This window comes from Prauserella shujinwangii (genome assembly GCF_003001955.1).
Lineage (GTDB): Bacteria > Actinomycetota > Actinomycetes > Mycobacteriales > Pseudonocardiaceae > Qaidamihabitans > Qaidamihabitans shujinwangii.
Map to the genome: position 1 here is coordinate 310,141 of NZ_PVNH01000006.1, position 12,294 is coordinate 322,434.

14 protein-coding genes are annotated in these 12,294 nt (G+C 74.7%); 4 read left to right on the forward strand and 10 right to left on the reverse strand.

What is annotated here, in order from left to right; all coding sequences use genetic code 11:
- The first annotated feature begins 64 nt into the window (after positions 1–64).
- Genes B0I33_RS16760 through B0I33_RS16770 form a run of 3 tightly spaced genes read left to right on the forward strand, consistent with a single transcriptional unit; the run spans position 65 to position 2,968 of the window.
- Positions 65–1,201 (forward strand): sensor histidine kinase, encoded by a 1,137-nt coding sequence (locus tag B0I33_RS16760; protein WP_146147514.1) that lies wholly within the window; start codon positions 65–67, stop codon positions 1,199–1,201.
- Positions 1,194–2,333: a hypothetical protein gene (locus B0I33_RS16765; RefSeq protein WP_106179713.1), complete on the forward strand. Its 1,140-nt coding sequence runs from the start codon at positions 1,194–1,196 to the stop codon at positions 2,331–2,333. Before B0I33_RS16760 ends, B0I33_RS16765 begins: the two co-directional genes overlap by 8 nt.
- On the forward strand, positions 2,288–2,968 hold the full coding sequence (locus tag B0I33_RS16770; RefSeq protein ID WP_106179714.1) for a response regulator: 681 nt from the start codon (positions 2,288–2,290) through the stop codon (positions 2,966–2,968). Before B0I33_RS16765 ends, B0I33_RS16770 begins: the two co-directional genes overlap by 46 nt.
- Before the next feature lie 202 nt (positions 2,969–3,170).
- On the opposite strand, the gene B0I33_RS16775 is transcribed toward B0I33_RS16770, so the two are convergent.
- The 10 genes from B0I33_RS16775 to B0I33_RS16820 form a co-directional block, all read right to left on the reverse strand.
- The gene (locus tag B0I33_RS16775; protein WP_106179715.1) at positions 3,171–3,746 is read right to left on the reverse strand and encodes a nucleotidyltransferase family protein; all 576 of its coding nucleotides are present in this window, start codon (positions 3,744–3,746) and stop codon (positions 3,171–3,173) included.
- Complete coding sequence (locus B0I33_RS16780; protein WP_106179716.1) at positions 3,743–4,543, reverse strand: IclR family transcriptional regulator domain-containing protein; 801 nt, start codon at positions 4,541–4,543, stop codon at positions 3,743–3,745. The genes B0I33_RS16775 and B0I33_RS16780 overlap by 4 nt, the downstream gene beginning before the upstream one ends.
- Before the next feature lie 10 nt (positions 4,544–4,553).
- On the reverse strand, positions 4,554–4,940 hold the full coding sequence (pcaC, locus tag B0I33_RS16785) for a 4-carboxymuconolactone decarboxylase (protein ID WP_106179717.1): 387 nt from the start codon (positions 4,938–4,940) through the stop codon (positions 4,554–4,556).
- Positions 4,937–5,707 (reverse strand): 3-oxoadipate enol-lactonase, encoded by a 771-nt coding sequence (gene pcaD / locus B0I33_RS16790; protein WP_106179718.1) that lies wholly within the window; start codon positions 5,705–5,707, stop codon positions 4,937–4,939. Before pcaD ends, pcaC begins: the two co-directional genes overlap by 4 nt.
- Positions 5,704–7,041 carry a 3-carboxy-cis,cis-muconate cycloisomerase gene (gene pcaB / locus B0I33_RS16795; RefSeq protein ID WP_106179719.1) on the reverse strand — a complete coding sequence of 446 codons (1,338 nt, stop codon included), beginning with the start codon at positions 7,039–7,041 and terminating at the stop codon, positions 5,704–5,706. The genes pcaD and pcaB overlap by 4 nt, the downstream gene beginning before the upstream one ends.
- On the reverse strand, positions 7,034–7,576 hold the full coding sequence (gene pcaG, locus B0I33_RS16800; protein WP_106179720.1) for a protocatechuate 3,4-dioxygenase subunit alpha: 543 nt from the start codon (positions 7,574–7,576) through the stop codon (positions 7,034–7,036). Before pcaG ends, pcaB begins: the two co-directional genes overlap by 8 nt.
- Positions 7,573–8,313: a protocatechuate 3,4-dioxygenase subunit beta gene (gene pcaH / locus B0I33_RS16805; protein ID WP_106179721.1), complete on the reverse strand. Its 741-nt coding sequence runs from the start codon at positions 8,311–8,313 to the stop codon at positions 7,573–7,575. Before pcaH ends, pcaG begins: the two co-directional genes overlap by 4 nt.
- A 22-nt stretch (positions 8,314–8,335) precedes the next feature.
- Positions 8,336–9,511 carry a thiolase family protein gene (locus B0I33_RS16810; RefSeq protein ID WP_106179722.1) on the reverse strand — a complete coding sequence of 392 codons (1,176 nt, stop codon included), beginning with the start codon at positions 9,509–9,511 and terminating at the stop codon, positions 8,336–8,338.
- An 85-nt stretch (positions 9,512–9,596) separates the two neighbouring features.
- On the reverse strand, positions 9,597–10,325 hold the full coding sequence (locus B0I33_RS16815; protein ID WP_106179840.1) for a CoA-transferase subunit beta: 729 nt from the start codon (positions 10,323–10,325) through the stop codon (positions 9,597–9,599).
- Positions 10,326–10,375: 50 nt separating this feature from the next.
- Positions 10,376–11,197: a CoA transferase subunit A gene (locus tag B0I33_RS16820; RefSeq protein ID WP_106179723.1), complete on the reverse strand. Its 822-nt coding sequence runs from the start codon at positions 11,195–11,197 to the stop codon at positions 10,376–10,378.
- Between the two features lie 122 nt (positions 11,198–11,319).
- Here B0I33_RS16820 and B0I33_RS16825 point away from each other — a divergent pair, with 122 nt between their 5' ends.
- Positions 11,320–12,294, forward strand: a complete 975-nt coding sequence (locus B0I33_RS16825; protein ID WP_106179724.1) for a 2-hydroxyacid dehydrogenase — start codon at positions 11,320–11,322, stop codon at positions 12,292–12,294.

The following is a 12,294-nucleotide window of genomic DNA, read 5'->3' on the forward strand; positions in this document are numbered from 1 at the left end:
ACGGCGCGTGCCCCGGGCCGGTAACGTCACGGGGCACGTGGCCTGTGACGGGTGGGTGGGCGAGGTGACCGGACAGACCGGTGAGTCCGCGCGGCTGCTGTGGCGGTTCGGCCGCCGCTACGCCGCCGCGCTGCGCGTGGCCACGCTGCTGCCCATCGGGACGATCGCCCTGCTGCGCGCGTCGCCGGAGCGGCTCCCCGCCACCGCGGGCGTGGTCGCCGTGGCCGCGCTGTGGACCTGCGGGTACGGCTGGTGGCTGCGCAGGGCGAGCGGCCGGACCGGGTGGCGGCCGGTCGCCCTGGACACCGCGGTGCTGCTCGGGGTCGGCACGAGCGTGCTCTGGACCGACGCGCTGGCGGACACCAACTCGGCCTGGCTGCGGTTGCTCGTCACCTTCGCGTGCGTGACCGGCCAGTGGCACACCGCTCCGCTGACCGGCGCCGGGCTGGCGCTCGCCGCCAACGGCGGGCTGCTCACGTTCCTCACGCTGGCCGGGGCGGGCCCCGGCGCGCTGCGCGCGCAGGTGTGGGCGCTGGTCGCCGCGGCCCTGTCCCGGGTGGCGTGGATCCTGGTCGAGCGGGCCGCCCGGCGGGCCGACCGGGACGCCGCGGAGGCCGACCGGGCACGTCGCGAGGCCGCTGTCGCCGCGGCCGTGCGCGCCGGCGAACGAGAGCTGGCCAACGCCCTGCACGACACCGCCGCCACGACGCTGCTCATGGTCGGCGCCGGGCAGGTGCGCGCGGACTCCCCCTGGCTGGCGGCGCAGGCGCGCCGCGACCTGGACCGGCTGCGCTCCGACGGGGCCGCCGGGCCCGAACGGGCCGACCTGGTGGAGCTGCTGCGCACCGGCCTGGACGCGGGTCCCTTCACCGTCGAGTTCACCGGTCCGGACAGCCTGCCCCTGCCCTTCGCCGTCGCCAGGGCGGTCGCCGACGCGACCGGCGAGGCCCTCACCAACGTCCGCAGGCACGCGGGCACCGGCCGGGCCGTCGTCCGGCTCGACGGCGGCCCGGCCGGGCTGCGGCTCGACATCGCCGACGAGGGGGCCGGTTTCGTCGTCGGCGACGTCCCGGCCACCCGCCGCGGGCTGCGCGACTCCGTGCGCGGCCGGATGGACCGGATCGGCGGCACCGTGACGGTCACCTCCGCCCCGGGTGCGGGCACGCTCGTCCGGCTGGAATGGTGCGCCGATCATGGCTGAGCGCACCGGCGCCGCGACGCGGGCCCGGCTGCACCACGGCCTGCGGATCGCGACGCTGCTGGTCGCCACGGCCATCGTGGGCGGTCTCGGCCTGACCAACCTGCTGCGGAACCTGGACCGCTACGAGTCCGCGACCGCGCAGCTCGTGGCGATCGCGGCACTGGCCGCGGTGCTCGCCACCGACGCCGTGCTGGTGGTACTGCGCCGTCCGTGGTGGTCCCGGGCTCGCCTGCCCGCCGTGGCCGTGGTGCTCGCGGCGTCCGCGCTGTCCTACGCCACCCTCCCCGAGGGTCGGACATCGACCACTGTGGACTGGGCGTTCGGAGCCGCCAACTGGGTGGGGCTTGTCGTGCTGCTCGACCGTCCACTGCGGAGCCTGCTGGCCTTCCTCGCGGCCCACGAGCTGACCGCGCTGCTGCACCTCCTGTCGCTGGAGGAACCGACCAGGGCGGCGCTGCTGCGGTTCGCCACCGGGTCGGTGAACGTGATCGGCTACCCGCTGTGCGTCGCCGTGGTGACCGTCGCGCTGCGCCGGATCGGCACCGCGGCGGCGCGGGCCCAGCGGGAGATCGAACAGGTGCGGACCGCGGAGGCCGTCGCGGTGGAGTCGCACCGGCGCCGCCGGCAACGGTTCGCCGAGCTCTCCGGCAGCACCGTGCCCCTGCTGGAAGGTCTCGCCGACGGCTCGCTCTCCCCCGCCGACACCGGCGTGCGACGGCGCTGCGCCATCGAGGCGGCGCGGATGCGGCGCCTGTTCGCGGAGATCGACACGGTCGCCGACCCGCTGCTGCACGAGCTGCGGCACTGCGCCGACATCGCCGACCGCAGGGGCGTGCTGGTCGACTTCGACGCACGCGGCCGGTGCCCCCCGTTGCCGGTGCCGGTGCGCCGGGACCTCACCGAGGCCGCGCTGGCCGCACTCGCCACGGCGGGCTCGTGGGCGCGCGTCACCGTCGTCGGTGAGCCCGCGCTCGTCTCGGTCAGCGTCGTGGCCGACTGCGGCGGGATCGCCCCGCCGGAGCCCGCGTCGGACGGGATCCGGGTGGAGACGTTCCGCGACGACGACCTGACATGGATGGAGGTCACATGGCAGCAGCCGACCGGGTCACGGACCGGCAGATCACCGCGGTGATCGTCGACGACCACGCCGCGATCGCCGCGGGCGTCCGAGCCTGGTGCGAACGGGCCACCCCGCCGATCGACCTGGTCGACGCCGAGGGCAGGCTCGCGTGGGTGTGGACCGGCCGCGGGGCGGCCGCCGACGTGGTCATCTTCGACCTCGAGCTGGTGCCGGGCAGACCCGACTTCGGCGCGCTCCGCAGGCTCGTGGACCACGGCCGCCGCGTCGTCGTCTACTCGCAGCACGCCGACAACGCGACCGCGATCAAGTGCGTCGACCTCGGCGCGCTCGCCTACCTCACCAAGCGCGAGGGCGCGGACCATCTCGTGCCCGCCATCCGGGACGCCGCGGCCGGCAGGCCGTACACCGCCCCGTCGCTGTCGGGGGCGCTCATGTCCGACAACGCACCCGACCGGCCCCGGCTGTCGACCCGGGAGACCGAGGTCCTGCGGGCCTGGTTCGCGTCGTCGTCGAAGGAACTGGTCGCCAGGAAGCTCGACATCACCGTGAAGACGGTGGACACCCACATCGCCCGCGTGCGGGTGAAGTACGCGAACGCGGGCCGCGCGGCCCGGACCAAGAGCGACCTGGTCAGCAGGGCACTCGAGGACGGGCTCATCACGCTCGCCGAGCTGAACACCCCGTGAGCGGCCGGCGCGCCCGCGAACGCGACCGGACCGTGACCTGCCTGTCGGGTGTTCACCGGACAGTGGGACGCGTTCGCCGCTTCTAGACTCGGACCGGTCGCGGCACGGTTCGCCGGGGGGGGTAGCGCGCCGTGCCGTGCGGGGTACCTGCCAGCCCGCGGGCTGGCAGGTACCCGGTTTCGTCGCGGGGACGAGCCGGGGCTCAGTGCCCGGCCAGGTCGGCCGGGGTGTCCACATCGGTCCCCCGGCCGAGGTCGCCGCACTCGACGAGCCGGACACCGGGCCGCCCGGCGAGCCAGCGGCGCGCGCCCCGGTCCCCCGCCGCGGTCGCGGCGATCCCGGGCCACCAGCGGCGCCCGAACAGCACCGGATGACCCGGCGACCCGGCATAGGAGGCCCGCGCCACCGCCTCGGGACCGGAGTGCGTCAGCAGGCGGGCGACCACACCCGGACCCACCCACGGCAGGTCCACCAGGTGCACCAGCGCCGCGTCCGGCTCCGGCTCCAGAGCGGCGAGCGCGCCCAGCCCGGCCCGCAGCGAGGCCCCCATCCCCTCGGCCCAGTCAGCCGCCTCCACGATCCGCACGCCGTCCGGCACCAGCGCCCGCGCCTCCGCCGCCCGCGCGCCGAGCACGACCACGACCGGATCGCAGCCGCCCTCGGCCAGGACCCGCGCCCCGCGCGTCACCAGCGCCTCCCCGGCCACCTCGACGAGCGCCTTCGGCAGCCCGAACCGGCGCCCCGCCCCGGCCGCCAGCAGCAGGCCCGCCGTCGTCACCGGACCGCCGCCCCGGCCGGCGCGGTCATCGCCAGATCGTCGGAGATCCGCCGCGCCGCGGCGAGCAGAGAGGGCAGCAGCTCCGCGCGCACCGACTCGGGTGTGGTGCGGCTGGCGTGCGTGGACAGGTTGACCGCGGCGACCACCGCCCCGTGCCGGTCGTGGACCGGCGCCGCCACCGAGCGCAGCCCCTCCTCCAGCTCCTGGTCGACCAGCGCCCAGCCCTGCCGCCGGACCGCGGCCAGCTCCGCGCGCAGCTCGTCCGGCGAGGTGATCGTGCGCGCGGTGAACCGGGTGAACCGGGCCTGCCGCAGGTACTCCGCCAGCTCCGCCTCGCCGAGGCCGGCGAGCAGCACGTGCCCCATCGACGTGGCGTGCGCGGGGAACCGGGTGCCGACGTTGATGCTCACCGCCATGATCCGCGACACGGCGACCCTGGCCACGTACACGATGTCGGTGCCTTCCAGCACGGACACCGAGCTGGACTCGTGCACCTCGGCGGACAGCCGCTCCAGGTGCGGCTGCGCCACCTCCGGCAGCGACAGGCTGGACAGATAGGCGTAGCCCAGCTCCAGCACGCGGGCGGTGAGCGAGAAGAACTTGCCGTCCGTGCGCACGTAGCCGAGGTCCGCCAGGGTCAGCAGGAACCGGCGGGCCGCCGCCCGGGTCAGGCCGGTGGCCTTGGCGACGTCGCTGAGCGTCAGGACCGGCGATCCCGCGTCGAACGCCTTGATGACCGCCAGCCCCCGCTCCAGCGACTGCACGTGGTGCGCGCCCCGCTCACTGCCTTCCGCCATGGCACCCAACCTATCCGGAGGGCAGCTCACCCAGCTCGGCCAGCGTGCGCTGCGCGATCGCGAACGCCTCGTTCGCCGCGGGCACCCCCGCGTACACCGCCGTGTGCAGCAACACCTCGGCGATCTCCTCCGGCGTGAGCCCGTTGCCCACGGCGGCGCGCACGTGCATCGGGATCTCGCCGTGGCAGTGCAGCGCGGTGAGCACGGCGAGCGTGACGCAGCTGCGGGTGCGGCGGTCCAGACCGTCCCTGGTCCAGACCGAGCCCCACGCGGCCCGGGTGATGTAGTCCTGGAACGGCGCGGTGAACGCGGTGGTGCCCGCGACGGCCCGGTCGACGTGCTCGTCGCCGAGCACCTCGCGCCGCACGCGCATGCCCTCGTCGTGCCAGTCGCTCACCGGACCGCTCCGAGGTGTCCCAGGACCAGCTCGTTGACGTGCGCGGCCTGCTCCACGTTGGCCAGGTGGGCCGCTCCGGGCACGACCTCCAGCCGCGCCCCGGGCACCGCCTCGGCGATGCGCTCCCCGTGCCCGGCGGGCGGGGTCGCGGGATCGTCGGCGGCCGAGATCACGAGCGTCGGGGCCGCGATCTTCGGCAGGTCGTCGAGCACGTCCATCGAGCCGATCGCGTGACAGCAGGCCGCGTAGCCCTCGGCGGGCGTCGCCGCGGTCATGTGGTGGTACTCGCGGGCCAGCTCCGGGTGCCTGGCCCGCCACTCGTCGGTGAACCAGCGCTGGATGCTGGCGTCGGCGATGGCGGCCATGCCCTGAGTGCGCGCCTGGCGGGCCCGCTCCTCCCACATCGGCGGATCCCCCAGCCGCGGCGAGGTACAGCACAGCACGAGTCGGTCGATCCGGTCCGGCTCGTGGATGCCGAGCCACATGCCCGTCATGCCGCCGAGGGAGAGCCCGACGAAGTGCGCCCGCTCCACGCCGAGCGTGTCGAGCAGCTCCACCACATCACCCCCGAGGTCGGCGAGCGTGCAGGGCGCGTCCGGCACGGGCGTCCTGCCGTGCCCGCGCGGGTCGTACCGCACCACCCGGTACCCGGCCGAGGTCAGCGGGCCGACCTGCGGGTCCCACATGCTGAGGTTGCTGCCGATCGATCCGGAAAGGACCACGACCTCGCCGTCGGCCGGGCCCTCGGCGACCTGGTTCACCCTCACAGCCTCTCCTTTCGCTCGCGGTGCGCGGCCAGGGCCCGCTCGACGAAGACCCCGGCGCTGCCAAGGTAACCAGCCGGATCCAGCAGCTCGTCGATGCGGTCGGCGGACAGGTGCGCGCCCACCAGCGGGTCGGCGGCGAGCAGCTCCGCCAGCGGAGCCTCCCCGGCGGCGGCCCGGCGGCTGCACGCCGTCACCGCGTCGTGCGCCGCCAGCCTGCCCGCCACCGGCGCCAGCTCCGTCGTCACCCGCTCGGCGAGCAGCAGGCCGCCGCTGCGCTCCAGGTTCGCCCGCATCCGCGCCGGATCCGCGCGCAGCCGGTCCAGGCTGGTGCGCAACCAGTGCACGGCGGAGCCGGTGCCGCGCCACAGGTCGGTGAACGGGCGCCACTCGGCGTGCCAGGAGCCCGCCGCCCGCTGATGCTCGTGCGCCATGGCGGCGAACAGGTTCGCGGCCAGCCCCGGCGCCTGCCGAGCGCTCGCCAGCGCCGCGACCGCGGCCACCGGGTTGCGCTTGTGCGGCAGGGTCGAGGAGCCGCCGCTGCCCTCGGGGCCGTCCTCGCGCACCTCGGCCACGTCGGTCTCCGCCAGCAGGACCACCGAACCGGCCACGCCCGCCACCGCGCCTGCCGCCTCCGCGAGCCCGCCCGCGATGTCGGCGATCACCGTGCGGTCGGTGTGCCACGGCAGCACCGGCTCGGCCAGGTCCAGCCTGCGGCTCAGCGCGGCCAGCACCGCGGGCCCGTGCTCGCCGAGGGAGGCCAGCGTGCCCGCCGCCCCGCCCAGCTGCGCCGGGAAGCGCAGGCGGCGCAACCGGTCGGCGGCCGCGTCCAGCGACGTCAGCCAGCCCGCCACGGCCAGGCCGAACGTCACCGGCAGGGCGTGCTGCAGCAACGTCCGGCCGGCCTGCACCGTCCCGGCGTGGCCCGCGGCGAGACCGGCCGCCGCGTCGGCGGCCGCGTCGAGGTCGGCCAGCAGCGGGCCCAGCGCCCGCCGGGCGACCAGCATCGCCGCGGTGTCCACCACGTCCTGGCTGGTCGCGCCCCGGTGCACGTGCCGGGCCGCCTCCCCGCCGACCCGCTCGGTCAGCGCCCGCACCAGCGGCGCGGCCGGGTTGCCCACGCCCGGGGCGCGACCGCCGATCTCGGTGGCGTCGTAGTGCTCGGCGCGGCACTCCGCCGCGATGGCGTCGGCGTGCTCGCGCGGGACGAGACCCACGTCCGCCTGCGCGCCGGACAGCGCCGCCTCGAAGTCGAGCATGGCCTGCAGCCACGCCCGGTCGGCCACCTCGGCCGGCACCGGGCCCGCCGCCAGGATCGGGTCGAACAGTTCAGACATCGAAGAACACTGTCTCGCCCGCACCCTGCAGCCGCACGTCGAAGCGGTAGCCGTCCTCGGTCCGGGTGGCGATCAGCGTGTGCCTGCGCTCCTCGGGCACCGCCGCGAGCACGGGATCGTCGGCGTGCGCGTCGGCGTGGTCGGGGAAGTAGACGCGGGTGACGACCCGGTGCAGCAGCCCGCGGGCGAACACCGAGACGTCGATGTGCGGCGCCTCGTCCGGCAGCGCGCCGGGCAGCACCGTGCGGATGGCGTACTCGCCGTTGTCGTCGGTGGGGCACCGGCCGAAGCCACGGAAGCCGGGCTGAGCACCCCGCGGGTCGTCCGGGTGGTCGAAGCGGCCGTTCGGGTCGGCCTGCCACGTCTCCACCAGCGCGTCCGGCACCGGCGTGCCCGCGCCGTCGATGATCGTGCCGCGGATCCACACCGCGCCGGGAGTGCCGTCCTCGACCACCGCGGGGCCGTCCGGCCACGGCAGGCCGAGCGAGAGGTAGGGACCGACGGTCTGCGACGGAGTGCTGCCGAGCCGGCTCATGCGTCCTCCTCCTCGTTCTCGAACGGCGTCGCCTCCCGGCCCCGCAGCACGATGTCGAACTCGAACGCCAGCGCCCACTCCGGCACCGTGCGGCCGAGGTCGAAACGCGAGATCATCCGCTGCCGCGCCTTCTCGTCCGGCACCGAGTTGAAGATCGGGTCCTGGGAGAACAGCGGGTCGTCGGGGAAGTACATCTGCGTGACGAGCCGCTGCGGAAACGCCCGGCCGAACACGGAGAAGTGGATGTGGGCCGGCCGCCACGCGTTGTCGTGGTTCTTCCACGGGTAGGCGCCCGGCTTGATGGTGACGAACTCGTAGCGCCCCTCGTTGTCGGTGATCGTGCGGCCGACGCCGTCGAAGTTCGGGTCCACCGGGCACGGCCAGTTGTCCCACACGTGCTTGTACCGCCCGCCCGCGTTGGCCTGCCAGATCTCCACCAGCGAGTGGGGCACGGGCCTGCCGTCGCCGTCGAGCAGCCTGCCGTGCACGATGATCCGCTGCCCCTGCGGCTCCTCGGGGTGCTGCCGGGTCAAATCGTGGTCCAGCTCCCCCAGCCTGCCGGGGCCGAGCAGCGGGCCGGTGACCTCCGTGAGCTTGTGCGGCAGCAACACCAGCGGCTGCTTCGGGTGCCGCAGCGAGGTGGACTTGTAGCCGGGCGAGTCCAGCGGCGGATGCGTGCCCTCCGGATCCCTGCGGTACCTCGGCAGGATGAGCCCCGACTCCGCTGACGTGGTCATGCAACCTCCTTGTCCATGCCGACTACGCCTCGAGCACGACGGCCAGCCCCTGGCCGACGCCGATGCAGAGGGCGGCGAGGCCCCAGCCGCCGCCCCGGCGGCGCAGCTCGTGGGCCAGCGTGCCGAGGATCCGGCCACCGGACGCGCCGAGCGGGTGGCCGATCGCGATCGCGCCGCCGTTGACGTTGACGATCTCCGGGTCGAGCTCCGGCCAGTCGGCCAGGCACGCCAGTGACTGCGCGGCGAACGCCTCGTTCAGCTCCACCACCGCCAGGTCGGCCCAGCCGATGCCAGCCCGGTCGAGCGCGATCTCCGCCGCCCGCACCGGCCCGATGCCGAACACGTCCGGATCCACGCCGGCCGCGCCGCGGCCCGCGACCCTGGCCAGCGGGGCGAGCCCGAGCCGGTCGGCGCCGGCGCGGTCACCGAGCAGCACCGCCGAGGCACCGTCGTTCAGCGGGGACGCGTTGCCCGCGGTGACCGTCCCCTCCGGACGGAAGGCGGGCTTGAGCTTCGCGAGCTTGTCCACTGTGGAGTCCGGACGGATGCCCTCGTCACGCTCCAGACCCGTGTCCGGGACCGGGACGACGTGGCTGTCGTAGAAACCCTCGTCCCAGGCGCGCGCGGCGTTGCGGTGGCTGCGGACCGCGAACTCGTCCTGCTCCGCGCGGCCGATCCCGTAGCGCTCGGCGAGCAGCTCGGTGCTCTCCCCCAGCGACACCGTCCACCGCTCGGGCATCCTCGGGTTCACCATGCGCCAGCCGAGCGTGGTGGAGTACAGGGTCTCGTGCCCGCCGGGGAACGCCTTGCCCGGCTTGGGCAGCACCCACGGCGCCCTGCTCATCGACTCCACGCCACCGGCCACCAGCACGGACGCGTCGCCCACCGCGATCGTCCTGCTCGCCTGCATGACCGCGTCCAGGCCGGACCCGCACAGCCGGTTCACCGTGCTGCCCGGCACGCTGGTCGGCCAGCCCGCCAGCAACGCCGCCATCCTGGCCACGTTGCGGTTGTCCTCCCCCGCCCCGTTGGCGTCGCCGAGGATGACCTCGTCGACCGCCGAGGGGTCGAGGTCGCCGCGCCGTGCGAGCCCGCTCAGCACGTGCGCGGCGAGGTCGTCGGGGCGCACGCCGGACAGGGCGCCGCCGTAGCGGCCGAACGGCGTGCGCACGGCATCGAGCACGAAGACGTCGTTCACCGTGCGCCACCTCCCGGGCGGGCCACCGAGGCTCCCCGAGGTGGCATGGGGTGCGCTGAGTGGAACGGATGCCGCATGGAGGAGATCACTCGCTCGCCGCCTTGAGCGCGCGCAAGGCGGCCAGCTCCTCGGGAGTCGGCTCCGCGGTACGCGACAGGTCCGGCGAGGTCACCAGCTCCCACCCGGTGGCCTCGCGGACCTGCTCGACCTCCACCCCCGGATGCAGCCGCGTGAGCACCAGCTCGGCGGTCTCCGGGTCGGGGCGGAACACCCCGAGGTCGGTGATGACGAGCGTGGGACCCGCCCCGCGCAGGCCGAGCCGCTCCCGGTCGCCCCTGCCCCGGCCGTGCCCGAACGAGGTGACGAAGTCGACCCGGTCGACGAAGCTGCGCCTGCTCTGCCGCACCACGACGAACACCTCCCTGCAGGAGGCCGCGATCTCCGGCGCGCCGCCCGCGCCGGGCAGCCGCACCTTCGGTTGGGCGTAGTCGCCGATGACCGTGGTGTTGATGTTGCCGAAGCGGTCGAGCTGGGCGGCGCCGAGGAAGCCGACGTCGATCCGGCCGGGCTGCAGCCAGTAGTTGAACACCTCGGGCACGCTGATCACCGCGTCGGCGGTCTCGGCGAGGATGCCGTCACCGATCGAGGCGGGCAGGCGGCCGGGCTTCGAACCGAGCGTCCCGGACTCGTAGATGAGCACCAGGTTCGGCGCGTGGCTGCGGCGGGCCAGGTTCGCCGCGGTGGAGGGCAGGCCGATGCCGACGAAACAGCGCTGGTCGTCCCGCAGCGCGCGGGCGGCCGCGATCGACATCATCTCGTCGGAGGTGTAGGCCCGCTCCGCTTCCGTTCCCGCGTGCACCGCGCTCACGTCGCCACCTCCTCCACGCCGAACACCTTCTCGCGAAGCCACGCCTCGAACGAGTCCCGATTTCGCCCAATGGAATCCCAGTACTCGTAGTAGTCGTTGTCGCGGTCGTAGTAGCCCTGCGCGTACGACGGGTGCGCACCACCCGGCACCTCGGCGACGCACGTGACCGCCCAGGAGGGCAGCACCACGCCGCCGGGCACCGGCTCCAGCTCGTCGACCACCTCCTCGACGGTGACGAGGCTGCGCCGCGCCGCGAGCACGGCCTCCTTCTGGACCCCGACGAGGCCCCAGATCTGCACGTTGCCCGCCCGGTCGGCGCGCTGCGCGTGGATGATCCCGACGTCCGGGTTGAGCGCGGGCACCGCGGCGAGCCGTTCCCCGGTGAACGGGCAGGTGATCTGCTTGATCGTCGCGGTGTGCTCGGGCAGGTCCGTGCCGGAGTAGCCGCGCAGGACCGCGAACGGCAAGCCGGAGGCCCCCGCGACGTAGCGGTTGGCCATGCCGGCGTGGCTGTGCTCCTCGATCTCCAGCGGCGCCGGCCAGCCGTGCTGGACGGCGTCGCGGAAGCGGTGCAGCGAGCCGACGCCCGGGTTGCCGCCCCAGGAGAAGACCAGCTTGCGCGCGCACCCGGCGCCGATCAGCTGGTCGTAGACGATGTCCGGCGTCATCCGGACCAGGGTCAGCTCCCGCCGCCGCTGCCGGATGATCTCCTGCCCCGCCGCGTGCGGGATCAGGTGCGTGAACCCCTCGAGCGCGACGGTGTCACCGTCGTGCACCAGCCTGCGCACGCCCTCGGCGAGCGAAACGATCTCTGCCACGGCACACCTCGGATCGTTCGTATAGCGAACATATGTTCTTCATGAGAACTTATCCGGCTCGGATGCGCGCGTCAACGCCAGTAAGGTGACCAGCACGGCACGGCGGCACACGGGAGTGGTGGATGACCTCGGCACGACCTCGGATCGTGGTGACGAGAGCGATCGCGGAACCGGCGATGGACCTGCTGCGGGAGACCGGCGACGTGTGGCGGCCGGAACCGGACCGGCAGTTGCCCGCCGAGGAGCTGCACACCGCCGTCGCCGGAGCGGACGCGATCGTCAGCACGCTGGCCGACCGTGTCGACGGGGCGCTCGCCGACGCCGCGGGACGGCGGCTCCGGGTGATCGCGAGCGTCGCCGTCGGGTACGACAACGCCGACGTCCGCGCACTCGCCGACCGGGGGGTCGTGTTCACCAACACGCCCGGCGTGCTCACCGACGCCACCGCCGACCTCACGTTCGGCCTGCTGCTCTCGGTCACCCGCAGGCTCGGCGAGGGCGAGCGGCTGCTCCGCGCGCGGCGCCCGTGGCGGTTCCACCTCGGTTTCCTGCTCGGCACCGGCCTGCAGGGCAAGACACTCGGCATCGTCGGCCTCGGCCAGATCGGCCAGGCCGTCGCCCGCCGCGCGCTCGCGTTCGGCATGGACATCGCCTACACCGGCCGCCGCCGCGCCCCCGCCGACGTGGAGCGGGAGCTGCGGGCCCGCCACCTGCCGTTCGCGGAGCTGCTGCGGACCGCCGACGTCGTCTCCCTGCACTGCCCGCTGACCCCGGAGACCCGGCACCTGATCGACGCCGAGGCGCTCGCCACGATGAAACCGGCCGCGTACCTGCTCAACACCACGCGCGGCCCCGTCGTCGACGAGGCGGCGCTGGCCCGGGCGCTGCGCGAGGGCGTGATCGCGGGGGCCGGGCTCGACGTCTTCGAACGGGAACCGGAGGTGGAGCCCGGCCTGCTCGACCTCGACAACGTCGCGCTCGCGCCGCACCTCGGCTCGGCGACCGTCGAGACCCGCACCGAGATGGCCCTGCTCGCGGCCCGCAACGTCGTCTCGGTGCTCCGCGGCGAAGGGCCGATCACGGAGGTGAAGGCGTGA